The sequence below is a fragment of the Candidatus Hydrogenedentota bacterium genome, assembly GCA_019637335.1.
Taxonomy (GTDB): domain Bacteria; phylum Hydrogenedentota; class Hydrogenedentia; order Hydrogenedentales; family JAEUWI01; genus JAEUWI01.
In genome coordinates, this window is the sequence record JAHBVV010000047.1 from 1 (window position 1) to 23,392 (window position 23,392).

The window sequence follows — 23,392 nt, forward strand, 5'->3', positions numbered from 1 at the left end:
CGGCATACATTCGCGGTCCCGGATAGTTCGGGCACGGAGAAACGCCTATGAATAATCCCGTACGCTCAAACCGGATGAGCCAATTGTTTGTCGCATCGAGGTGGCTCAGGCCCATATGCAAGGAATGCAACGTGCCGGGGGGTGCTCAGATTGCTGCCACGGGTATGATCGACACGTTGCCGGTCAGCGGCAGATGGGTCTGCGCCAGGCAGACGACACCGCCCGGTCCGACCGGCATGCCCAATGCCTCCAACGCGGCGAAACTCCGAACGGCGTCCTTCCCCGGAGAAGCCGACTTCTTTATTTCCAGAGGATAGAGGGCGCCGTCCTGAACGATCAGCAGATCGACCTCCCGCCGGCTGTGATCCCGATAAAAATACAGGGGCGCCCTGCGCCCGTTGTGGGACCACGACTTCAGGATTTCGGACAGGACCCAGGTTTCCAAAAACGCGCCGGACATCGCGCCGGCTTCCAGCGTCTCGGGACTCGACCAGCCCGTCAGATAGGAGCACAGGCCGGAATCGAGGAAGTAGAGTTTCGGTGTCTTGACGAACCGTTTGGTTACATTCGCGAAGTACGGCGGGAGCAGGTAGACGATGCCGGAGGTTTCCAGAATCGACAACCAGCTTTTTGCCGTGTTCGGGGCGATGTCCGCATCGCGCGCCAGATCCGCCACGTTCAGCAGTTGACCCGTTCGCGCGGCCGCGGCCCGCAGGAAGCGCAGAAAAGCCGCCTGGTCTCCCACACGCGCCAGATCGCGAACGTCGCGCTGAAGGTAGGTTTTCACATACGAACTGTAGTACAGATCCCACTCTATCTGCGGTATGGTCACAAGCGCGGGATAGCACCCACGCCAGATGGCCTGGAAGAGCCCGCTGAGTTCCAGTGCGGGCATGGCCAAGACACGCCTTTCGATTTCTTCGCGTGTCGGGAGAAAGGGCAGGTTGGGCTCCGGGCATCCTTCAATCTCCCACCGCGACATTCCGAGCAAATCAATCATCGCCACCCGGCCCGCCAGAGATTCGGACACGCCTTTCATCAGGTGAAACTGTTGGGAGCCCGTGAGCCAGTACCGGCCTTTTTCCGACGAACTATCCGCAGCCATCTTGATGTAGGGCAATAGCCCCGGCGCGTACTGAATCTCGTCGATCAGGACTGGCGCGGGAAAGCGCTGCATGAACAACGCTGGGTCGTTCTGCGCGAGCTGCAACGCCAGGGGGTCGTCCAGCGTGACGTAGCGCCGGTCCTCACCCGCCATGTGGCGGAGAAAAGTCGTCTTGCCCACCTGTCGGGCGCCGCTGACCATAACCACGGGAAATTGCCGACTCGCCCGGACAAAAAACGTCTCCAATGTTCTCTTTTGGTACATTTTTGTTCTCAAAAAGTCGATAAAATGCGATCTGATTGCATTTTATCGACTTCTTGCGTCATCGTCAATGAAAAAATCCCACTTGGAACCCGAAGTAGTGGGTGCTATGGTTTGCGTTCTCTATCGCTCGTCCTCGGTAATTGCGGTACCCACAGGCCGTGAGAAGTTGGCCTCCGGCAGCGCCAAAAGCCCGCGGTCTGCTACGTCGTCTTGATGGCCGCGTAGGTATGCAGGTTTCTCAGGCGGACCTGCGTTTTTCCGTTGCCGTGGGATACATCCGAAGCGGCGCAGCCCAGCGCCCCGGGGGAGAGTACTTCCGCATTCACCTCTCGCCCGAATGCCACGTCCACATCCCGTGGTGACGTGTTGTCGTAGTTGAGCAGGTGGATGAATTCCTCGCCCTGATCGTTCGTGAACGTGTCTATCGCGATGAACGGCGATCCCACAACCGTGACCGGCGGGGTATGGACCTGCAGCAGATGCTTCATGAATTCATCCCCCCGCGTGGGCAGGGGAAGAAAGTGGTAGTTTCCCGCGTGGTATTCGACGCTCTTGGAACTGACCCGCTCGGGCATTCTGGGTAGATGAATAACGTTTTCGCTCGCAAGCAATTCCGCGAATGCCGACGGATCGCGGCGGAGAAGGTGCTCGTCGAAGTGAAAGGACTGGCCCGTAATGATGGCCTTTTTCGTTTTCGCGAACTGCCGGATGCGCTCCAGTTGGGCATCGCTGACAAGCCGGATATTTCCGACCAGGAGCACGTCGATATCCGCCAGTGTGTCGTCCGTATCGCCATCCACGAAGCGGAAAGGGATCTTGTGGCGCAGCATAAGCTGGACAAAGCCCTGGAACGAATACCAGTACGCCGCGACATCGGCAATCTGCGTTTCCCGGTTCACATAGATACCGATCTTGGCCGAGGAGGCGTTTTTCTTGTATATGGAATCGTGGTCTCGGAGAAAATCGCGCACCGGCGCCAGGGCTTCGAGGAAGTGGGCCCGTTCATAGAGCGTCTTGTCCGCCGCGCCGTCCATCCGCATGCCCCAGGTGGTGCAGGGGACATGGCCGCCAAAGGCAAGCGCCTCACACAGAGACAGGGCGCATTCCTGCATCGTTTCCGGCCAGCGCGTCTTGCCTTCCGGCGTGTACAGGTGATGGGATGGGAATACCTTGAAGTTACAGGATTGCCCGTACTTGTAGGCCACCACCTGATGGCGGATCGAGTCGCCCGTTCGGGCCGGGAACAGCGAATTCTCGGCGCAGACGAGATGGTGGGTCTTCCCCAGATCGGGAATATACACATGCCGGCCCGCGGCATCATTCGGATGCCGTGATATCGCGGGATTCCCGCCCAGTATGGCGCCCGGTTTGACGGCGTCGATCTTCTCCCGCAGGAGAGCCATCATCCGCTGCCGTTGCACCATGCGGAACGTCACCATTTCGAGATACAGGGGGTCCGTTATCGAGGCCGCGTTGCTCCGGTCTTCGGGCACGAACTCCATCCCATCCGTGGTATCCAGCCCGAAAACCCGGCGGGCCTCGGCGGGGCTGAAGCGCTCGTTCAGGTAGGCGGTGAACTCCCGCTGGCAATGGGCGCAATAGCAGCCCCGGAAATAGTCGTTGTCCAGCCGGATTCCATCCAGATCGCAATAGGTAAGCCCGATTTCCACGGCGTCCAGGTAGTATTGCCGCACGGCTTCATGGGTGAAGCACAGCGCGGGCCGGTCGTAGTTGTAAACGATGGGCGCGCCGTTGTGATCGAGCTGCGGGCAATCCCGGGCCCACGGGTTTTCCAGGAAGAACAGCTCCTTCTGGACCGAGAAGAATTGCAGATAGCCGAACACCGTCAGGCCCGCCTCGTGGGCGTGCGCCACCATCTTCCGAGTCAGTTCGTACTCCCGTTTTTCCCCTTCGATCCCGAAACCCTGCATGAAGTGGACTTCGATAATCCTGTAGCCCGCGCCGGCAATTTCTTGCACGAACTCGCGTTCGTGGGCCTGGTGGTACCACCGTTCCCATTCGTCCGTGGCGTGATCCACCAGCCCCAGCACATTGACGCGGGTCCTTCGGCTGAATTGCGTCGTATAGTGGAAGCCCATATTCATCAGCTTCGGCGTGTCCAGGATATTGGATTTCGAACCCGGACTCGATTCAAGGTCGGGTGCTGCGGACGAGACAGGTGAACAGCCGCTCGCTCCGAAAAGGCAGGCGGAAGCGGCGGCCACACCGGCCGTTCCGGTAAGCATGAATGCTCGGCGATTTAAGGTCGTCATTGCAGTTCCTGGCATCACGTTGTGCATCGTGGTGAGTCAAACACGGGGCAGCGGGGCGCAAGTCGCATTTGATCGTATGCAATGCCCCTGAACCATATCGAGATCCCGATATCCTGTCAAGTTAAATACCTGGCGTGCGTTGCGCCACGGATTGGGTGATCAGCCAGAAAACTGGAACGACACATACCATATCTAGACGCGGTCCGCCCGGGACTGATATAATCTCTTTACACGAGTGCGGAAAATTAACGCGGAGAGCCACGCCACGTGACCACATTTCGTCTTATCTTTGCGGCAGCGCTTCCGCTGGCCGTGTTCGCCTCGGGTTGCGCCAAGAGCCCGAAAGAGCTAGAGCGGATGCGCGCCGCGCGCGGCTACACGCCCACCCTGGAGGATGCGGCGAAGGCGTACAACGAGACCTGCGCCGGGGGAGACCGGGTGTCCAACAACTGCGCGCATTTCCTGTCCGATGCATTCATCCGCGCGGGCTTCACGGAACTGGAAACTTCCGACCTGATTACCGAGCGATGCCCCCACGGGCGGCCCCTTCGGGCCCAGGAAATGCTCAAGTGGTTTCAGTCCAAGGCGGAGCGCTTTCACAGCGGTCGCCTGGAGCCGAACACGGGCTACTGGGCCAGCTACCAGGAGAAACCCGGCCGGCGTCATGTGACCATACTGGACACCAGCACCGGCAAGTTTTACGGCACGGCGGACTGCAAGGACTGGCCGGTGCAGTGGAACTACCAATGGTAGCCGGTAGGGTAGCGGGAGGCGCCACAGGCTGTACGGCATGACCACGCCGAAGAAGCCAGGCCCAAAAACAGCCGGAAACAAGCCAAGATCGAGCGCGAAAAAACGAAAACAGACAATGGGGGCGGATGGAGAGGGCGCGCCGAAATTCCCGCGCGCGAGCAAGCCACGTAAACCGAGGGCGCCGCGCAAGCCCCGAGCGGCGGCGGATGCGACCGCGTCCAGGCCGCCTTCCGAGTCCAGCCGATCCTGGCGTCGCCGGGTTTTTGTTTGGGGCCTCAAGCTGAGCGTCGTCTTCACCCTCGTTTTTCTCATCCTGTCATCCGCCTGGATCCTGACCTACCGCTACGTTAATCCGCCGCTGACCCCGCTCATGCTCCTGCGGCACGTGCAGGAAGAGGAAGACGTGCGCAAACGCTGGCGCGCGTACGACGAGATCGCTCCGGAGTTCTTGCTGGCGGTGATTGCGGCGGAGGATCAGTTGTTTTTCAAACACGACGGCTTTGACTTCAAGCAGATCCGGGCGGCGATTCAAACGCGGCTGGATGGGGGCCGACTGCGCGGGGGCAGCACGATCAGCCAGCAGGTCGCGAAGAATGTGTTCCTGTGGCCGGGCCGTTCATGGTTACGTAAGGGGCTGGAGGTCTGGTTTACGTTCGGCATAGAGTTTTGCTGGGGAAAGCGGCGGATATTAGAGGTTTATGTCAATATTGCGGAGATGGGGCAGGGCATCTACGGCGTGGAAGCCGCCGCCCAGCACTACTACGGCAAGCCCGCGAGCGACCTGACCCGCGCCGAGAGCGCCCTGCTTGCGGCGGTGTTGCCGGCGCCCCGCGATCGATCGCCGCTCCAGCCGACGGCCTACCTCCAGGAACGCCAGGCGTGGATCATGGGGCAGATGCACAACCTGGGCGGACCGGCCTACCTCGAAGCGCGCTGATCCGGCGCGAAACCCGCCTGTTTCTCGCACAAATCGTCGAAAATGTGTTATTCTGCCGCTCCTGTTTGGCCATTCCGGACAGACCGCGACCGATTCAGGCGGCCCGCTCCCCAACGCAGTGCGCCCGAGAATCCCGGCATGCGCCTTCGCGCCCGCCGGGGCAAGGACGATGCCCCATGAAGCATTCCATAGACGAGACCCTGTCCGCCGCGCTGGCTGAAGACATCGGCCACGGCGATATCACTTCGCGCGCACTCGTGGACGCCGGGGATCGTTGCGCCGTGACGTTGCGCGCCAAGGAGGCGGGGGTGCTCAGCGGCATCGCGGTGTTTCGCCGCGCCTTCGAGCTGGCGGGCGCCGCGCCCGAGGGCTGGTCGGGGCTGGAGGACGGGGCGGCCTTCGCGCCGGGCGACACGGTCGCCGCATTCATGGGCCATACACGGGAGGTGCTTTCCGCCGAGCGCACCGCGCTGAACTTCGTGCAGCGCCTTTCCGGCGTCGCGACGCTCACCCGGCGCTTCGCCGACGCGCTGGCGGGCCTGGATTGCCAGGTGTGCGACACGCGCAAGACCACGCCGCTGCTGCGCTTTCTCGAAAAGGACGCGGTCCGGCATGGCGGCGGCGCGAACCACCGCTTCAACCTCACCGACGGCATCTTGATCAAGGAAAACCACATCGCGGCGGCGGGCGGCATCGCCGAGGCCATCGGCCGCGCCCGCGCGAACGTGCATCACCTCGTGCGCATTGAAGTGGAGGTGACCAACCTCGAAGAACTAAAAGAGGCCCTGCACGCGCGGGCGGACGTCATCATGCTCGACAACATGGACCTCGAAACCATGGCGCAGGCGGTCCGCACGGCGAACAACTGGGACGGCGGTCGCGCCGTGCTGGAGGCGAGCGGCAACGTCACGCTGGACCGGGTGCGCGCGATCGCGGAAACCGGGGTGGATTTCATTTCCACCGGCGCAATAACGCATTCCGCGCCCGCGATAGACCTTTCATTGCTGATCCGGCCCGCGGGTTCGTGAATGCGCCCCCCTGAAACGTCGTCTAACGGAATCAACGAAACATGCTCCTCGTAATTGACGTGGGAAACACGAACACCGTGCTCGGGCTCTACCAGGGCGATACGCTCCAGGGCCAGTGGCGCGTGGGCACGAACAACTACCGCACCGGCGACGAGCTGCGCATCCTCTTTACGATGCTGCTGCGCGGCGAAGGCGTGGCCCCGTCCTCAATTGACGGGTGCTGCGTGTCCAGTGTCGTGCCGCAATTGAATATGGCGCTCCAGGAAGTGAGCCGGGCCGCGTTTGGCGTGGCGCCGCTCATGGTCGGCCCCGGCGTGAAGACCGGGCTCCAGTTGCAGTGCGACAACCCCAAGGAAGTGGGCGCCGACCGCATCGTGAACGCGGTGGGCGCGCTGGAGGAGCACGAGGGCGACTTGATTGTTATCGATTTCGGCACCGCGCTCACCTTCGACGCCGTGACCGCGCGCGCGGAGTGGTGCGGCGGCGCGATCGTGCCCGGCGTGCAGCTTTCGGCGGAGGCGCTCTTCGAGCACTGCGCGAAACTGCCGCGCGTCGAGATCAGCCGGCCCGCCTGCGCCATCGGGCGCGACACCGTAACGAATATACGATCCGGCCTGACCTACGGCTACGCCGGGCTGGTGGACGGGCTCGTGCAAAGGTTTAAGGAAGAGATGGGCGGATCCCCGACCGTCATCGCCACGGGCGGCATATCGGGGCTGATGGCGGAATACTGCGCGGGCATCGATATCGTGGATCCGCTGCTTACGCTGAAGGGACTGAAGGCCGTGTACCACAAGAACCCGAGACCCGGCGCATGAAGCGCGCGCTGCTCCTGATGCTGGCCGTGCTCGCGGCGGGGTGCGGAGAGTCCGCGCCCGACGCCCCGGCGACGCCGGACGCCGCGGAACAGGCCGCTCCCGGGGATGCCGCGCCGCCCGAGGACGTGATGGAAAATGTCTCCATGGACCTCTGGCCGTCGACCGACACCCCCGGCGAGGACGTGAAGCCGCTGCTGTCCATCCGCGCGGAGCGGGTCACGGGGATGCGCGGCGACATGAACACCCTGTCCTTCGAGGGCGCGGAGGCCGTGGCGCCCGCAAGCGCGCCGGGCGCGGCGCCGTATAAGTTCAAGGCGGCGAGCGGCGCCTTTGTGGAGGGGGAGCGGGCCGTGCTCAGCGGCGGGGTGACCGCCGAAGTCGACGATATGATCATCGAGCTGGAAGAGATCACCTGGGCCATACTCCCCGGGGCGGAAGGCGGCGGCGGCCACGCCTGGAGCGATCGCCCGCTGCGCATCACCAGCCCGACCCAGAAACTGGAAGCCGCCAGCCTGCGGCTGAACGTGCTCGCGCAGACCATCGAGCTGCGTGAGGTCACCGGCGAAATTACGTTTGAAGGAACGACACCATGAACCGATTGATCGCGCTGCTGCTGGCGGCGTGCATGCTGGCCGGGCCCGCGCGGGCCCAGGGCGGCACGGAAGGCTACTCCCGGATGTCCGTGAAGGCGGGCGTGATGACGGGTAACATCAACTCGCGCCGCCTCGACAAGCTCTCGGGCGGCGTGGAGATCGAACTCATCTCCGAGGACAGCACGCAACCCAACCTGCCCATCAAGGCGGACCTGATCACCTTCGTGTGGGTGGACGGGCGCAACACCCCGGCGAAGATCAGTATGCGCGGCAACGTGGACATCACGCACCCCGACGCGCACATCACCGCGCAGCGCGCCGACTGGAACCTGGAAACGGGCGACCTGACCTTCACCGGAAATCCCGTGCTCGACTCCGCCGATTTCAAGGGGCTCACGGCCGACGAGATCATGATCAACATGGAAACCGGCGCCTATGAACTCCGCCAGGGCAACGTCAAGGAAATGGCCATTCAGGGCGGCGATGGCAGTGGCGGCGGCAATGGCGGCGGCGGCGCGGACATCCCTGGGCTGCTCGCCGAAAGCGACATCACCGACTGGGCGCGCTTCCTCGACACCATCAAGGCGCAGGCCGCGGCGGAGGGCGACAACCCGGGCAAGCAGATCCTCTCGCGCCTGGGCGAGGAGCCCCGCCGCATGCTCACCACCATGGACACCGCCGCGCTCGTCGGCGCGAAGGGCCAGGTGCTCGGCCAGATCAACGGCGTGCTCAAGCGGCCCGGCATGTTCAAGCGCAGCGCGTGGGCCGGCGCAACGCTGACCCAGGAGATCGAGGATCTGCTCAAGATATCGGATCAGACGCCCGGGCAGCAGGTCCGCCAGAACCGCCTCCTCCTGCACGCGGCCTACCCCGACCTCGTGAAAGGGCTCTGACGCCGTGGCACGGAAAAGCAAGCCCGCGACCCGACCGCCCGAACCCGCGCCCACCGCGCCCGCCGCAATCCGCCGCGCGCCCGCCGGCGATCCCATGCTCCACGCCGAAGGCCTCGAAAAAGCCTTCAAGAAGCGCAAGGTCGTGCGCGGCGTGTCCGTCGCCGTCAGCCCCGGCGAAGTCGTCGGCCTGCTCGGCCCCAACGGCGCCGGCAAAACCACCACCTTCGGCATGATCGTCGGCCTGCTCCGGCCCGACGCCGGCCGCGTCGTCTACAACGGCCAGGACGTCACCCGCCAGCCCATGTACCTGCGCGCGCGCGCCGGCATCGCCTACCTGCCCCAGGAGCCCTCCGTCTTCCGGCAGCTCACCGTGCGCCAGAACGTCCTCGCCATCCTCGAATACCAGCCCCTCACGCGCCAGGAAATGAACCGCCGCGCCGACGAGCTCCTCGACGAGCTCAACATCGCCCACCTCGCCCAGAGCCCCGCCTACACCCTCTCCGGCGGCGAGCGCCGCCGCACCGAAATCGCCCGCGCCCTCGTCACCGACCCCCGGGTCTTCCTACTCGACGAGCCCTTCGCCGGGATCGATCCCATCGCCGTCGCCGACCTGCAGGACATGATGGCCCAGCTCAAGCAGAAGGGCATCGGCGTCCTCATCACCGACCACAACGTCCGCGAAACCCTCGGCATCTCGGATCGCGCCTACATCATCATCGAAGGCGAGGTGAAAGTCGACGGAACCCCCGAAGAAATCACCGCCGACCCGACCGCCCGCAAATACTACCTCGGCGACCGCTTCCAGATGGCCTGAAGGGGCCGGGGGGGCATGGCAAACGGTCGTAAACGTGTGTCGATCCGGATCCTTGGTAAGACTTCAGCGGAATGAAGTTGGCTTGATTCCTCTACGACACAAACCCGCCACACACCGATAGTGCAGACCAATGGGAGCCCGGGCGGCCCGCCCGCAACGCGCCGAAGGCGCGAATTTGATCAATGCCGGGAATCCGGGTCCAATCGTCTTCCCGATCAAGTGTGCCGATATTGCAAGCGCGCTATGCACCTCCGGTGCGTTGCAGGCGGGGACGCCTGCGCTCCCAGCCTTGCGCGCTCTCTTCGCAGTATCGCGGCATGACGATAGTGAACGGGCGCTGCTTTGTACGGCTAAAGTGTTACGAAAATACAAAGTCTGCCTTGAATTAAGTACACCAACCAACCGAACTGCAGTGAGGCGGTATTCTCGCGATGCGCAGTTCGGCGCTGGCGCCATCAGCCGATTTCATCGTTCATAGGTGAGGCGAAGCCCCATGATGGACTGTTCCTTGGTATTCCGTCCCTTGGTTTTCCGGGCTGGATATTTCACGATTCCGCATGCGATGATGTAATCCGTTTCACAGTCGGAGGATGCGCAGTTCGAATCCAGTCCTCTGTAACCATTCGATCCGCAATTCGCTTGCGATGAAGTTGGCCCCGAATATACTACGGTGAAGGTCGTTGGTGAGTAAGTAGTAATGCCGAACAAGGCGTTGCAGCAGTGCCCCGCCGCTCAGGCTGGTTCGGGTTTGCAGTCCCCTGTGCGAGTGGCCACTAAACGTTGGCGGGATGCGGCGGTCGCCGGGAGTGGTGCAGGATGAAGCGAAAAGTCCATCCGCCGAAGTTGCTCAACCCCGATGAGCGGCTGGCACACGTTCCATTCGCGTTCCGGCACACGAGCGCCGCGCTCGGCTGGCATGGGCTTCGGGTCGAACACGACCCGCGGCAGCCCCCAAGCGACTTGGTTCACCCGCCCCTCGAATGTTTGCTGCTCATCTTCAATGGTGAAACCGTTCCCGAGCGTGCCGATCACCGTTGCGACGATTGCCGCTACCAAGGGGACGGCTTGCCGCATGCGGTGACGCTCGTGCCGCCCCGCGCCGAGAGCCGATGGCGGTGGGGCAATACGTGCGACTCGACCCAATACCAGCTTTCTCCGGCCCTGGTCGCCAAGGTGGCTGAAGAAGCATTCGATCTCGACCCGGCCCGCGTTCATTTTCCAGTTCGCTACTACGACCAATCCAGCCCCGAGGTGATCGGTGCCCTCACGGCCCTTCGCCGCGAGCTGCTCACCGGCGGTCCGGGGGGGCGGCTGTGTGCCGAGTCGCTGGCGAACGTGCTGGCTGTCCAGTTGATCCGACAGTTCTCCAACAGGCAGGGTTCAAACGGCGCCATCCGCGGGTCGGGCGGCCGGCTCGCGCAACATGCGTTCCGGGCGGTCGAAGAGTACATCCACGCCCACCTCGACCAAAACATCGCCCTTGCCGACCTTGCCGGTGTTGCCCACCTGAGCGAATTCCACTTCGCCCGGCTGTTCAAGCAGACGACCGGCATGCCGCCGCATCAGTTCGTCATCCACCAGCGGGTCGAGCGCGCCAAGCGACTCATCGCTGCGGAACAGCTCTCGCTTGCCCAGATCGCCATAGAGGTCGGCTTCAGCGATCAAAGCCAACTCACCCGGCACTTCAAACGGCTCGTCGGCGTCACCCCCAAGCGATTCACCTGAAGACAGCAAGAATCGCCAAAAATCCCGCAAGAACCGCCGATACCCTCCCGATCCGGTCCGCTATTCTGCTATCCAGACATCGCGGTGTCGCGGTACAGAACCGAGTACTCTTCTCTTAAGGAGAATATCATGGCCAACGTCAGCGAGTGGATCATCGACCCGAACGACGCGGCAATGCTGCTCACCGATCACCGGAGCGGGCTGTTTCAACGGGCTATGAGCATCGAAGTCCCCGTCCTGCGGCCCGAGGTCACCGCCTTGGCAAAGGCGCCCCGCGGAGCTTGTTCTTCGTTTTTTGAGCTTTACAGTTCGGCTTGGTAAGCTGCGGTGGTACGACGGCGAGCACGGTGCTATTACTTGCTGAAACGTCCGCATCCCCTCGGGGGCGGACCCCATCAAGATAACGTAGTTGACCGGCTACGCCCGCGATCGAGAATTGACTCGCCGGTTAGTAGTCCGCTATTCGCGGGCGGCCGGCGGCGGAGGCTTCAACGTGCGGCAGATAAACATCATGAAACCCAAAGTCGCTGACAATAAACCGATCCCCGTCGATCTCACGGCGGGAATGGAATACTACTTCTGTAGGTGTGGAAGGTCCGCGAGGCAACCTTTCTGCGATGGATCGCACAAGGGAACTTCCTTCACGCCAATGCCGTTCACCGCGGAGGGGGATGGCGAGGCCTACCTCTGCCAGTGCAAACAGACCGGCAACGCCCCCTTTTGCGATGGCAAGCATGCGAAGGTTCCGGCGGATCAGGTCGGCAATGAGTTTGCACTTGAAACCGGCGGCGACGCCGGCGAAATGCCTGAACCCGAGCCGACGCCGGAAGAGCCAACGGTTGCTTTCATTCATCAACTGGCCCGCGAAGGTCTCAGCAAACTCGGTCACCATGGGGAAATGGGAGCCATGGGAGTTCCCCGTTCCGAGCTGCCCGACTGGGACGGCATTCAATTCATGGTGGCACAACTTTCCGCCAAACCGCTTCTCGAAGACGTCGCCGTCGGCACTGAGCTCGTGATCGGGCCGGAAGCAAAAAGGCCGCTTCACCTCAACATCCCGCTGTTTGTCAGCGATATGAGCTTTGGCGCATTGTCAGAAGAGGCCAAGGTTTCGCTGGCCAAAGGGGCAGAGCTCGCGGGCACGGGCATCTGCTCGGGAGAAGGCGGCATGCTGCCCGAAGAACAGCAGGCAAACAGCCGCTATTTTTACGAGTTGGCCTCCGCCAAGTTCGGCTATGTTGAATCCCTGCTCACGCGTGTCCAGGCCTTCCACTTCAAGTGCGGGCAGGGAGCGAAGACGGGAACGGGCGGCCACTTGCCCGGCAACAAGAACATCGGGCGCATCTCGGAAGTCCGAGGTATTCCCGCAGGTCAGCCAGCCGTATCGCCTCCGACCTTTTCCGATTTGAATACTGTCGAAGATTTCTCCAACTTCGCCGACCGGGTTCGGGAAGTGAGCGGCGGCATCCCCATCGGATTTAAGCTGAGCGCACAGCACATAGAGCAAGACATCGACTTCGCAGTCTCCGCAGGGGCCGACTACATCATTTTGGACGGGCGGGGAGGCGGCACCGGTGCGGCTCCCTTACTCTTTCGCAACCATATCTCCGTCCCTACGATTCCCGCGCTCGCCCGTGCGAGGCACCGCCTGGACAAAATCGGCGCCAGCGGGCGCGTCACCCTGATCATCACCGGGGGGTTGCGAACGCATACCGACTTTGCCAAAGCCCTGGCGTTGGGAGCGGACGGAGTCGCGGTGTCAAACTCCGCGATTCAGGCCATCGGCTGTGTGGGCGCCCGCATGTGTAACACCAATCTCTGTCCGGCCGGTATCGCCACGCAGAAGCCGGAACTCCGCAAGAAACTCAATATGGAAGTGGCGGCACAGCGCCTTGCAAATTTCTTCGAAGCAAGCGTCGAACTCATGCAAGTTATGGCTCGCGCCTGCGGCCACGATCATCTCAATCAGTTCAAGAAGAGTGATCTCGCAAGTTGGGATAGACAACTTGCGGAACTGGCGGGTATCGAATGGTCTGGGTTCAGCGAAACTCGATAAGCCGAATAATACGGCGGTGGATAACCGGCTACCCGCCCTGCGCCGAAATGACTCTCTTGACGACAAACCCTGCCGCGATAGGGCGCTCCCGGTAGCCAGTGCTACACCGAGACGCAATGCCTTTCGCTAAGGGGGACACCCAAATTACCGGCCCACGAAGCTGGGTGTCCCCAGTTTGGGATCCGAAATCGGCGGAGTTTACGGCGCAGCGCCGTCTTTGCAAAAGCTTGTGGAGGCTACTGTAATTTTTTTGGCATCTATATCGGCAATTCACGAGATTTCGATTGCTGTAAATGAGGATTGCAATGAAAGCGATAGTACTTAAATCATTTGGCGGCCCGGAATCGTTCGAGCTTTGTGACGTGCCCAAGCCCGTGCCGGGCGCGGGCCAAGTTCTGGTCCGGGTCCATGCAACCTCCATCAATCCGCTGGATTTCCAGATCCGGCGTGGCGATTATCCCGACCTGGTCCAACTGCCGGCCATTACCGGGCACGACGTATCTGGCGTTGTCGAAGAAGTCGGGCCGGGTGTGAATGCCTTCTCTCCAGGAGACGAAGTCTGGTACACCCCGCAAATTTTCGACGGGCCAGGCAGTTATGCCGAGTACCACGTTGCCGGCGAGAGCATTGTCGGAAAGAAGCCTCCCACCCTAAGCCATCTTGAGGCGGCAAGCCTGACCCTGGTTGGCGGAACGGTGTGGGAGGCCCTGGTCGTACGTGCGGCGCTAAGAGTGGGGGAAAGCATTCTGGTACACGGAGGCGCGGGAGGCGTCGGCCATGTGGCGATCCAGCTCGCGAAGGCCATGGGAGCGCGGGTCTTTACGACGGTGAGCGAAGCGAAGTTTGAGTTCGCACAAAGTCTGGGGGCCGACGTGCTCATCGACTACAAAAGGGAAGATTATGTCGACGCCGTCATGCGGGAAACGGGTGGCCGCGGCGTCGATGTCGTGTTCGACACCATCGGCGGCGACACCTTATCGCGCAGCCCCGACACGCTCGCGCAACTTGGCCGCGTTGTCTCGATCGTGGATACCGCACAGCCACAGAACGTCATTCAGGCGTGGGGGAAGAACGCGAGCTATCACTTCGTTTTCACACGGCAGAACCGCGGCAAGCTGGATGAGTTGAGCGCATTGATAGAGCGCGGCCAGATGAAGCCGCACATTGGCGCCATCTATCCGCTTTCCGATATTCCGCTCGCCCATGCCCGGCTGGAGACTCCCAATAACGGTATTCAAGGAAAGATCGCAATTGCAGTCGACCGCCGGCTTTGCGAATCCATGGAGTAAGTAAAGGAAAGCCGATGCCCTCCGGCAACGTGGCATCCGACCCCTCAGTGCAACGGCGTGAGGCGTATATCGCGGAGGCGGGCGGTATTTCTCCGGAGCGCGCTGAGGCCTTGTTTCGGCTGAGGGCGAGGCGTTCATACAGGCAGGAGGCTACCTGGCGCTTGAGTTCGCGAACAGACCAGTTTGAATTGTTGGCTTCAACGGCGTAGAAATCGCGCTCGTCAAGGTCATCGATGGCGAGAAGCGTTATGTAATGTGTCCAGGTTAGGGGGAGCAAATTTTCCGGAAGGGCCGTCTGCGATTCCGGGGAACCCGCCAGCGCGCGCTTGCTCGCCCGCCCTGGATTTGATTTCGCAATCGGTGATTGCGAAATCTCCATCGTCTCATCTCGAATCCACAGGAAGAATTTGCGCATATATTCAAGGTTCCTCCGGGAGAACCCACGCCCGAATTCCTTCGTTAGCTGCTCCGAGAGCAACTTGAGTAACGCCGACCCGTATTCGGCGCGCGCCGAACCTTTTTGCTCTTGTTCGACTATACGCCGTCCAATTTCGAAGTTTGTCGTAACGTGCAGCGTGTTGATCGCGCGGGAGGCGGAATACCGAGCGGACGTTATAAGCTCGCGAACTTCCCGGATGAGCGTCCCGAGTTCCTGCGTAGTATCCGCTTTCGTGGAGATCGCCTTCTTGCGAGAGCTTGTCTTCCTGGACATGGTGAATGAGCTCCCTCGGGTACTCCCCGCTTTCGGCAAGGTACACGTTATGGCCTATGCCAAAATAGCATACTCAAAGTAGGCTGCTTGCCTCACTGCTCCCCATACGCCTCCCGCGCTTCCCGATACAGCCGGCCCTCCCCGGTCATGGCGTGCGCGCGCGTGGTCGCTTCGGCCATGGTCCGGGGCGGGGCCTGGCCGTCGGGCCACCAGTCCGCGCCGGGGACCCAGTATTCGCCGCCGTGTTCGTAGGCGCCGATGTCGGGCGCGGCGCCCTGGAAACCGTTGTTGACGCCGGGGATGGGGGCGCCGCCGTCGATGAGAGGGCCGCCGGGCGCGGGGCGGAGGTCGGGGGCGTCTTCGTCGGGGCTGACGAAGAGCGCGGCTTCCCCGCCGGACGGGATACGGTGGTTGTGGTGGATCGCGGGGGATTCCGGAACATCCACGACGTAATCGCGCGCGGCCTTCTGCTCGTCGCTCATGGCGCGGTACTCGCGGAGGTCGAGGCGGTCGGCGAGGCGGTAGACGGCGTTGTTCTGCACGGGCCAGTCGGACACCACCTCCACCTGCTTCTGCTTGACCAGGAGGAGGGGGTGATCGGGATTGTTCACGAAGATGGTGTTGTGGAAGATGCGGAAGTCGTAGCCATTGGCCTTGCCCCCGGCCTTGCAGTTCCACACGACGTTGTGGTGGATCAGGACCTGCTCGCCGTCCTGATCGCAGCGCAGGCCGATCCCGTTGATGTCGTGGATCCAGTTGTGGTGGAAGCCGGTCCACGCGCGGTTGGCGCCCTTGGGGATGTACAGCGCGGAGACATCGGTGCAGTAGCGGCCCAGGTTGAACAGGTGGTTATACGCGGCCGTTCCGGGGCCTGGCCCGAAGAGGTAGATGCCGACGCCGCTCCCGTTGAAGATGGTGCAGCGCGCGATGGTGTTGCCTTCCTCGGTGGAGTAGGCCCAGCGCGCCGCGTCATCCCCGGCCCCGGCGGCGGGCCGGCGATCATACTCCAGCACGACATTCGGGTCGCCGTGGCGCCCGTGGCGGCTGCCCTCCGTGACGATGCCGTTCTCGATGCGGTTGGCGCGCCCGGACACATGGATGGACGTTCCCGGCGCGTATTGCACGAGGCACGCGCGCAGCAGGCAATGCTCCCCCCGCACCGTGACCGGACGCTGATCTTCCTTCACCTGCGGGTTGTCGCGCATGGAGAGCAGCTCGTAGGGATACAGGAATCTGCACGCGTCGATGCTTGCCCGGCGCGCGCGTGTGAAGGTCGCCGTGCAGCCGAAGAAGGTGATGCCCCGGATCTCGACGTGCTCGACGCCGTCGCCCGTGAAGCCTTCGGCGCGCCGTTTTACATGGACCGCCCCGGGCGCGGGCGCCTCGCCGACGGGCGGGATAAACAGGAGTTCCTTCGCCTGATCGTCGTAGAACCACTCCTCGGACGCGTCCAGCAGCGCGCGGTGATCAAACACGTAATAGCGGTTGTTCTCGAGACCGAAGGTGTTGATGCGGTCCGTGCGGCCATCCTCGCCGGTGAGCCGCTGGTTGTCGTAGAAGTCCCGGTCGTCCCAGCGCAGGCCGGGCCGGCCCGCTTCGTGCTCCAGGATGGCGCGGCTGAAGGCGTTGTTGCCCTTGCCGAGCTTGATGACGAGCCGCGCGCCCGCCAGGCTTTCGCCCAGGGCCGCCAGCTCCGGGCTCATGACGAGCCCGCGCGCCGATCCCGCGCCGGTGCGACCCCATTTCTTCGCATCTTCCCAATTCTCTTGAAAAGTCATGTTGGGCCAGCGGGAAAGCATCATCGCCCGGCCCTGGAAAAACACCTGGTCCGTAGTCTCGTCCAGCGGCGTGCGGAATATGCGGCCATCCGCCGAGGTCCAGGGCGTGTCCACCGGCTCGGTCCCATCGAGGATGACCTCCTCGCCCGGGGCGGCCTGAAAGACGATCGGCATGTCGGGCGCGCCGGATTGCGTCAGCCGCACGCGCTCCCGGTAGCGCCCGCCATGGATGAGGCACGTCTGCCCCGGCTGAATCGCGTCCGCCGCGCGCTGGATCGTGCGGAACGGGGCCACCTCCGATCCGTCCTGCGCGTCGCTGCCCCACGGCGCGACATGGAGCGTGGCCGGCGCGGCGGGCGCGGGGCTTGCGGCAAGCAACACCACTGCGGCGATGCGGGCTATGGTTCGCATGCGGGACGTTTCCTCATCCATTGTCGCGGCGGGCCGGGGCGCACGATCCGAGTTTTGTGTGAGGTTCCCTTACGCGAGGATGGCCTTGATCGGATACGCCGGCTCCACGCCGGTGAGCCGCTGGTCGAGGCCCTGGAAGGGGAAGCTCAGTTTGTTGTGGTCCACGCCGAGCTGGTGCAGCATGGTTGCGTGCAGATCCCGGACATGGACGGGGTCCTTCACGATGTTGTAGCAGAAGTCGTCGGTTTCGCCGTGGCTGATCCCGCCCTTGATGCCGCCGCCCGCCATCCAGGTGGTGAAGCAGCGGGGGTGGTGATCGCGCCCGTAGTCCGTGCGGTCGTTTTCCTTCATGCCCTGGGCGTAGGTCGTCCGACCGAACTCGCCGGCGAAGACCACGAGGGTGTCGTCGAGGAGGCCGCGCTGCTTGAGGTCCTGGAGGAGGCCCGCGATGGGCTGGTCCACGTCCCGGGCCTGGCCGCGAATATTCTCCGGAAGGCGGGTGTGGTGGTCCCAGCCGCGGTGGAACAGCTGCACAAAGCGCACGTCGCGCTCGGCCATGCGCCGCGCCAGCAGGCAGTTGCGCGCGAAGGAGCCCACCGTATCCACCTCTGGCCCATACATGGCCATGGTTGCGGGGCTTTCATCGGAGAGATCCGTCAGTTCGGGAACGGACAGCTGCATGCGGAAGGCCATTTCCTGCTGCGCGATCGAGGTGCGGGTTTCCGGGTCGCCCGTGACGGCTTCCTGCTCCGCGTTCACTTTCGCCACGAAGTCGAGCATCTTGCGCCGGGCCTCGCGGGTGACGCCGGGCGGGTTGGAAAGGAAGAGCACCGGGTCGCCGGCGGATTGGAAGGCGACGCCCTGATGCCGGGTGGGGAGAGGGCCGGCGCCCCAGAGGCGGCTGTAGAGCGCCTGCACGTTGACTTTGCCCGACCAGACGGCCGATGACAGCACGACAAAATCGGGCAGGTCCTTGTTCAGCGTGCCGAGGCCGTAGCTCAGCCAGGCGCCCATGCTGGGGCGGCCGGGCATTTCGGCCCCGGTGCAGAAGAAGGTCTTGGCGGGGTCGTGGTTGATCGCGCCGGTGTGCGTGGACTTGATGAGACACAGATCGTCCGCGCAGGTGGAGAGGTGGGGCAGGAGCTCGCTCATCACCAGGCCGCTCTGACCCTGCGGCGCGAACTTGAAGATGGACGCGCAGATCACCTGGTCATTGCCGCGGGTCATCGCCGTCACACGCTGCCCCCGGCTGATCTCCTTCGGCAGGGGCTGGCCGTGGAGCTTCTCCAGATCCGGTTTGTAGTCGAAGAGGTCCAGCTGGCTGGGGCCGCCCGCCATAAACAAGAAGATGACCCGCTTCGCCCGCGGGGTGAAATGGGCGTTCTCCGGTCGCGCGGCGGCGGCCCCCGGCCCGAGGGAGCCCAGCGCCAGTGCGCCGAGCCCCATGCTCGCGCGGGTGATGAACTGGCGTCGGTTCATGGTGTCGCAGAAGCGTTGGAATGATTCGTGGCTCATCGTCTTACCTTTGCGAGTTCCAGATTGAGCATGCTGTGGGCCATCATGGTCCAGGCGGCGAGGTCCGCGCGTTCTTCATGGCCGGCCTCGGCCAGTTCCGGCGCCAGTTGCGTGGCGTTTTCCGGGTCCCGCCGGTAAATGTCCCGGAATTCCTCCAGGGTTTGCAGCATGAATTGCGTGCGCGCCGGCGAGGGCTCCTGGCTGGTGATTTTTTCGTAGATGCGCCGCAGGCCCTCCTCCGGCGGCATCCCGGGCTCGAGCGTCGACTGCACGCAGGCCCGGGCCGCCTTCATGTACTCCTGCTCGTTCATCATCAGCAGCGCCTGCAGGGGCGTATTCGTGCGCTCGCGCCGCGCCACGCAGAATTCGCGCGAGGGCGCGTTCATGATGGTCATCTGCGGCGGCGGCATCCCCCGGCGCCAGTAGGTATACAGGCTGCGCCGGTAGATGCGCTCGTCCGTATCCGCCACGTAGGTGAAGGGCTCCGCCATGCTCACCATTTCCCACAGCCCGGGCGGCTGCGGCGGCTTCACGCTGGGCCCATAAATGGCCGGGTTGAGCTGGCCGCTCACCAGCAGGATCTGGTCGCGGATCATCTCGGCGTCCATGCGGTAGCGCGCGCCCCGCGCCAGCAGCCGGTTCTCCGGATCGCGCTGGAAGGCCTCCGGCGGGGCGTCGGACCGCTGCCGGTACGTGTTGCTGAGGACAATCGCGCGCACGAGCGCCTTGGTATCCCAGCCCGACTCGATGAAGCGCAGCGCGAGATCGTCCAGCAGGTCCGGATGGCTCGGGCGCTCGCCCTGCACCCCCAGATCCTCCGACGTTTTCACCAGGCCGATGCCGAAAAACTGCTGCCAGAGCCGGTTCACCTGCACCCGGGCCGTAAGGGGGTGGTCCGGCGCCACGAGCCACTCCGCCAGGTCCAGGCGGGTATACGGGCGATCCACCGGCGCCATCGCCGGGAGGAAGGCCGGCGTGTTCCGTTCCACGGGCTCCCCGGGCGCGTCGTAGGCGCCGCGAGCGAACATCGTGGCCTCGCGCGCGGGCTCGCGTTCGCGCATGACCATTGCGGCGGGAATCTGGTCGAGATAGGCCTGGCGCGCGCGTTCGATTTCCCCGGCCTGGCGCCGCAGTCGGCGGATGTTCTCCGGGGCCGCGTTCTTCGCCCAGACCATCTCGTGCTCCGGGGTGAACACCTCGATGGCGGGCTTCCAATCGGCCTCGCCCTCGGGGCGCGCCTCCCAGTTCGCGCTGGAGGTGAACACATGCTTCTCGCCGGCGATTGCGTATTCCAGCAGGAACGCGAAACCGGCATTGCCATCCGCGCGGGCCGTAATCAGGTTCTCGCCCGGGAGCAGCAGGCCGGCGATATCCGCCGCCACGCCCCCCTCCACACCGCGGGCAGTGCCGGCGTCGCTGCCGTTGATCTCCACCGTGGCGGACGTCATGCCGGTGAAGCGGAGCAGCGCCGAATCGGGGGCGGCGTCGAGGTGCAGCAGCGTGCGAAACGCGACCTGGCCCGTCCAGTCGGGGGCATTGACCCAGATCCAGGGCGCGGGCGCGGGCTGCGCGTTTTCCGGCGCCAGTGCGGCGGGCTGGCGCTCGCGAATGCGCGCGATCAGGTTCTCGATGCGCGCCTGATCTGCTTCCGACGCCGCGATCTGCTCTTCCTGCTCCGGATTGGTCAGGTAGATGAATGGCGGCTGCAAGCCCCGCGCCGGGCGGTTGGTCGTCTCGGGCTCGCCGGCGAAGTTGTTGAAGAACGCGAAGATCTCGAAGAATTCTTTCTGGGTGATCGGGTCGTACTTGTGGTCGTGGCACTGCGCGCACTGCACGGTCAGCCCCAGAAACGTCGTGCCGAACGCCGACACGCGATCGAGCACGTTCTTGAAGAGGCTCTCCTCCGGCAGCGCCGTCCCCACGTCGATAATCAGGTGGAGGCGGTTGAAGCCCGACGCCACCAGCTGGTCCTGCGTGGGGTTGTCGTAGAGGTCGCCCGCGAGCTGGTATTTGAGGAATTCGTCGTAGGGCAGGTTGTCGTTGAACGACCGGATCAGCCAGTCGCGGTAGGTCGAGAACTCGCGGTGGAAGTCCTTGTGCATCCCGTTCGTGTCGGCCAGCCGCACCAGGTCCGCCCAGTAGCGCGTCATGTGCTCGCCGTAGGCCGGGCGCGCCAGCAATTCATCCACGGCGCGCGCGTAGGCGTCCGGGCTTTCGTCCGCCAGGAAGCGCTCAATTTCCTCCAGCGTCGGCGGCAGACCCGTCAGGTCAAAGGTCACCCGGCGCAGCAGCGTGCGCTTGTCCGCCTCCGGCGACGGCGTCAGGCCCGCCTTCTCCAGCCGCGCCAGCACGCGCCGGTCGATGAAGTTGGCCGGCCAGGAGGGGTCTTGCAACTCCGGCTCGGGCGCGTGTCTGGGCGGGATAAACGACCAGAAGGGCTCATAGACCGCGCCATCGGTAATCCACTGTTTGACCGCCGCCAGCTCCGCCGGTGTGAGCGGCGGCTTGTGGGAATTTTCCGGCGGCATCAGGTCGTCCGGATCCGTCGCCGTGATGCGCCGCCAAAGCTCGCTCTCCTCGGGGTTCCCCGGCTTGATAATGTAGCCGTCCGCCCGAGGCGTCAGCGCGCCGCTGTCCCCATCCGGGACATCCAGCCGGAGATTCCCCTTGCGATCCGGCGCGCTCGGCCCGTGACAGCCAAAGCACTTGTTCGACAGCACCGGGTGCACGTCGCGGCTGAACGTGACCGCCTGTTCCCCCGCCCAGGCCGTCGCGGCAAGCGCGGCGCCCACAACAACAACGATGGCTCGCATTACTTCACTCCTGCGTGTTCGACCCCATACCTCAGGGCGATTCGCCCCGCGGACGGACCGGAACACGGCCCATCCCCGGGTGTAACACCACCTCTCCAACCATCATACCTGTATGACCCGGCCCGCGTAAAACTCGAAAAGCGCTCTTCAATGTCGGATTGCGCCCATCGTTCCACATTGGGGTTTTCTTTACGGTGTTTCCCTTATTACATGGCGGTCTGTCTGTGCCACGCGATGTGGCTCCGCCACTTCGTGTGCCGGTCGTATCGCGGGTGGAGGACATGGGGGAGGGGATGTGTAAGCGGCTTGTCGGGAGAAAGGTCCCCAGCGTGGAACCGCGCGTTCGAAACCCGTGTAATGTCCCAGTCGAACTTCACGACGGGCACACGAATCCGCCCGAGGCGGAATCGCGTGGCACAGTGTTTGTCGTGTCATATCGGGAACGACTTGTGCCACGCGATGTGGCTCCGCCACTTCGTGTGCCAGTCGTCCCGTGCGCGGAGGACATGGGAGAGACGTTGTGTAAGCGGCTTGTCGGGAGAAAGCTCTTCGGGCTGGAATCGCTGGTTCAGGGCGTTCGCAACGTCCCGGTCGAACTTCACAACGGGCACACGAATCCGCCCGAGGCGGAATCGCGTGGCACAGTGTTTGTCGTTTCATATCGGGAACGACTTGTGCCACGCGATGTGGCTCCGCCACTTCGTGTGCCAGTCGTCCCGTGCGCGGAGGACATGGGAGAGACGTTGTGTAAGCGGCTTGTAGGGAGAAAAAAGCTCTTCGGGCTGGAATCGCTGGTTCAGGGCGTTCGTAATGTCCCAGTCGAACTTCACAACGGGCACACGAATCCGCCCGAGGCGGAATCGCGTGGCACAGTGTTTGTCGTGTCATATCGGGAACGACTTGTGCCACGCGATGTGGCTCCGCCACTTCGTGTGCCAGTCGTTCCGTGCGCGGAGGACATGGGAGAGGCGTTGTGTAAGCGGCTTGCAGCCCACCCACCCGGTATCCGCCTCAAGCTTCGGGAAAGGAATCCCGATCAATCGAAAGCGGGCCACTACCCTCCTCGATCCATTCGCGGGCGCTGGACCACGGCCACGCTTCGGCCTCCGTACAAAGCCCCGCACAGACAGGATTGTTGTGGATGTACGTCGCCATATTGCGGGCTTCATTCAGTGCAACCAGGTTTTGGTCGTATCCGTTTCCCGACGTCCAAAATCGGTATGGCGTGTGAATGTGGCCGGTCGCGAGGTGGCGCAGACCGTCGGGGTTGTGCTTGCGAAGGTAGGCCATGGCGCGCCGTGAGACGGAGAGTTTAATCGAAGTTTCTATCGCTCCCATGTCGTAGTGTTCGCGCCGCGGGAACAGCAACAGGTGCGCGTGGGTAGGCATGATGACATAGGCCCAGAGATCGAACAAGTGGCGCGTGCGCGCGCTGGCCAGCGCGTCGAGGAAGTACTGGCGGGTTCGGTCCCTGGCGAGGAACGCGCGCTTCTTGAAGCAGGAGAAGGTGAGGTAATGGGCTTCACCGGGATTGTTCCAGGGATGGTGAGTTCTTCGGTATACCGTACGCATGACCATTAATAGAAATCTCCAGCCGAGCTGTGATGGTATAAAA

Annotated in this window: 19 protein-coding genes; 11 read left to right on the forward strand and 8 right to left on the reverse strand. The window is 63.4% G+C overall.

Annotated features, from left to right (window positions below):
- Positions 1-145 precede the first annotated feature (145 nt).
- Together KF886_26365 and KF886_26370 are read right to left on the reverse strand one after the other, a co-directional pair.
- Positions 146-1,369, reverse strand: a complete 1,224-nt coding sequence (locus tag KF886_26365; protein ID MBX3180887.1) for an ATP-binding protein — start codon at positions 1,367-1,369, stop codon at positions 146-148.
- Between the two features lie 200 nt (positions 1,370-1,569).
- A complete protein-coding gene (locus KF886_26370) occupies positions 1,570-3,642 on the reverse strand; it encodes a hypothetical protein (GenBank protein MBX3180888.1) in 2,073 nt (690 codons plus the stop codon).
- Between the two features lie 267 nt (positions 3,643-3,909).
- Here KF886_26370 and KF886_26375 point away from each other — a divergent pair, with 267 nt between their 5' ends.
- From KF886_26375 to KF886_26425, 11 genes are all read left to right on the forward strand, one after another.
- Complete coding sequence (locus tag KF886_26375) at positions 3,910-4,395, forward strand: hypothetical protein (GenBank protein MBX3180889.1); 486 nt, start codon at positions 3,910-3,912, stop codon at positions 4,393-4,395.
- Between the two features lie 115 nt (positions 4,396-4,510).
- On the forward strand, positions 4,511-5,332 hold the full coding sequence (mtgA, locus tag KF886_26380; protein MBX3180890.1) for a monofunctional biosynthetic peptidoglycan transglycosylase: 822 nt from the start codon (positions 4,511-4,513) through the stop codon (positions 5,330-5,332).
- 176 nt (positions 5,333-5,508) lie between these two features.
- Positions 5,509-6,360, forward strand: coding sequence for a carboxylating nicotinate-nucleotide diphosphorylase (gene nadC / locus KF886_26385; protein MBX3180891.1), 852 nt, complete (start codon positions 5,509-5,511; stop codon positions 6,358-6,360).
- Positions 6,361-6,401: 41 nt separating this feature from the next.
- Positions 6,402-7,178, forward strand: coding sequence for a type III pantothenate kinase (locus KF886_26390; protein MBX3180892.1), 777 nt, complete (start codon positions 6,402-6,404; stop codon positions 7,176-7,178).
- On the forward strand, positions 7,175-7,771 hold the full coding sequence (locus tag KF886_26395; protein MBX3180893.1) for a hypothetical protein: 597 nt from the start codon (positions 7,175-7,177) through the stop codon (positions 7,769-7,771). The genes KF886_26390 and KF886_26395 overlap by 4 nt, the downstream gene beginning before the upstream one ends.
- Positions 7,768-8,664 carry a hypothetical protein gene (locus KF886_26400; GenBank protein ID MBX3180894.1) on the forward strand — a complete coding sequence of 299 codons (897 nt, stop codon included), beginning with the start codon at positions 7,768-7,770 and terminating at the stop codon, positions 8,662-8,664. The genes KF886_26395 and KF886_26400 overlap by 4 nt, the downstream gene beginning before the upstream one ends.
- A gap of 94 nt (positions 8,665-8,758) precedes the next feature.
- On the forward strand, positions 8,759-9,478 hold the full coding sequence (gene lptB, locus KF886_26405; protein MBX3180895.1) for an LPS export ABC transporter ATP-binding protein: 720 nt from the start codon (positions 8,759-8,761) through the stop codon (positions 9,476-9,478).
- Between the two features lie 816 nt (positions 9,479-10,294).
- Entirely contained in the window at positions 10,295-11,203 is a 909-nt protein-coding gene (locus KF886_26410; protein MBX3180896.1) for a helix-turn-helix transcriptional regulator, read from the forward strand.
- A 129-nt stretch (positions 11,204-11,332) separates the two neighbouring features.
- Entirely contained in the window at positions 11,333-11,524 is a 192-nt protein-coding gene (locus KF886_26415) for a hypothetical protein (protein ID MBX3180897.1), read from the forward strand.
- 187 nt (positions 11,525-11,711) lie between these two features.
- Positions 11,712-13,259: a CDGSH iron-sulfur domain-containing protein gene (locus KF886_26420; protein MBX3180898.1), complete on the forward strand. Its 1,548-nt coding sequence runs from the start codon at positions 11,712-11,714 to the stop codon at positions 13,257-13,259.
- A 305-nt stretch (positions 13,260-13,564) separates the two neighbouring features.
- Positions 13,565-14,548, forward strand: coding sequence for a zinc-dependent alcohol dehydrogenase family protein (locus KF886_26425; GenBank protein ID MBX3180899.1), 984 nt, complete (start codon positions 13,565-13,567; stop codon positions 14,546-14,548).
- A gap of 804 nt (positions 14,549-15,352) precedes the next feature.
- Here the strand turns inward: KF886_26425 and KF886_26430 are convergent.
- The 6 genes from KF886_26430 to KF886_26455 all read right to left on the reverse strand — a co-directional run.
- Positions 15,353-17,449: a right-handed parallel beta-helix repeat-containing protein gene (locus KF886_26430; GenBank protein ID MBX3180900.1), complete on the reverse strand. Its 2,097-nt coding sequence runs from the start codon at positions 17,447-17,449 to the stop codon at positions 15,353-15,355.
- Positions 17,450-17,518: 69 nt separating this feature from the next.
- On the reverse strand, positions 17,519-18,964 hold the full coding sequence (locus tag KF886_26435) for a DUF1501 domain-containing protein (GenBank protein MBX3180901.1): 1,446 nt from the start codon (positions 18,962-18,964) through the stop codon (positions 17,519-17,521).
- On the reverse strand, positions 18,961-21,777 hold the full coding sequence (locus KF886_26440) for a PSD1 domain-containing protein (GenBank protein ID MBX3180902.1): 2,817 nt from the start codon (positions 21,775-21,777) through the stop codon (positions 18,961-18,963). Before KF886_26440 ends, KF886_26435 begins: the two co-directional genes overlap by 4 nt.
- A gap of 431 nt (positions 21,778-22,208) precedes the next feature.
- Positions 22,209-22,388, reverse strand: a complete 180-nt coding sequence (locus KF886_26445; protein MBX3180903.1) for a hypothetical protein — start codon at positions 22,386-22,388, stop codon at positions 22,209-22,211.
- Between the two features lie 45 nt (positions 22,389-22,433).
- Positions 22,434-22,616 (reverse strand): hypothetical protein, encoded by a 183-nt coding sequence (locus tag KF886_26450; GenBank protein ID MBX3180904.1) that lies wholly within the window; start codon positions 22,614-22,616, stop codon positions 22,434-22,436.
- A gap of 172 nt (positions 22,617-22,788) precedes the next feature.
- Positions 22,789-23,392, reverse strand: a 604-nt coding sequence (locus tag KF886_26455) for a transposase (protein MBX3180905.1), incomplete at its 5' end; no start/stop codon positions are given.